This window comes from Leisingera sp. F5, from assembly GCF_001593695.1.
Genome location: NZ_LUKH01001120.1, coordinates 1 through 1,261, shown reverse-complemented (window position 1 = coordinate 1,261; position 1,261 = coordinate 1). Strand labels below are relative to the sequence as shown.

Below are 1,261 nucleotides of genomic sequence, written 5' to 3'. Positions count from 1 at the left end.
TCATCAACGAGCCGACCGCGGCTGCGCTGGCCTATGGCCTCGACAAAGAAGAAACCCAAACCATCGCGGTTTATGACCTCGGCGGCGGCACCTTCGACGTGACCATCCTGGAAATCGACGACGGCCTGTTCGAAGTGAAATCGACCAACGGCGACACCTTCCTGGGCGGCGAAGACTTTGACATGCGGATCGTCAACTACCTGGCGGACCAGTTTAAAAAGGAAAACGGCGTCGATCTGTCCAAGGACAAGATGGCCCTGCAGCGCCTGAAAGAGGCCGCGGAGAAAGCCAAGATCGAGCTGTCCTCCACCTCGCAGACCGAGATCAACCAGCCGTTCATCTCGATGGACCCGTCTTCGGGCCAGCCGCTGCACATGGTGATGAAACTGACCCGCGCCAAGCTGGAAAGCCTGGACAGCGACCTGATCAAACGCTCGATGGATCCTTGCAAGGCAGCCCTCAAAGACGCAGGCCTGTCGGCAAGCGACATTGACGAGGTTGTTCTGGTCGGCGGTATGACCCGCATGCCGCGCGTCATTGAAGAAGTCACCAAGTTCTTCGGCAAAGAACCGCACAAGGGCGTGAACCCGGACGAGGTGGTTGCCATGGGTGCGGCCATCCAGGCCGGCGTTCTGCAGGGCGACGTCAAAGACGTGGTGCTGCTCGACGTGACCCCCCTGTCCCTGGGTATCGAAACCCTGGGCGGTGTCTTCACCCGTCTGATCGACCGTAACACCACCATCCCGACCAAGAAGTCCCAGGTGTTCTCGACCGCGGAAGACAACCAGAACGCCGTGACCATCCGCTGCTTCCAGGGTGAGCGTGAAATGGCCGCCGACAACAAGATGCTCGGCCAGTTCAACCTCGAGGAAATCCCTCCGGCACCGCGCGGCCTGCCGCAGATCGAAGTGACCTTCGACATCGACGCCAACGGCATCGTGTCGGTCGGCGCCAAGGACAAGGCGACCGGCAAGGAACAGCAGATCACTATCCAGGCATCGGGCGGCCTCTCGGACGACGATATCGAAAAAATGGTCAAGGACGCCGAAGAAAACGCCGAAGCGGACAAAGAACGCCGCGAGCTGATCGAAGCCCGGAACCAGGCCGAAAGCCTGATCCACTCGACCGAAAAAGCAGTGGAAGAGCACACCGACAAGGTGGACCCGTCGACCGTCGAAGTGATCGAACTGGCCATTGCCGCGCTGAAGGACGACCTGGAGAACGAAAAGTCGACTGCCGAGAAGATCAAGGCAGGTATCCA

Annotated in this window: 1 protein-coding gene; it reads left to right on the top strand. The window is 59.8% G+C overall.

Annotation, left to right across the window (positions count from 1 at the left end):
- Positions 1-1,261: molecular chaperone DnaK (gene dnaK / locus A2I95_RS39400; RefSeq protein WP_291737798.1), on the top strand; the 1,261-nt coding region annotated here is incomplete at both ends.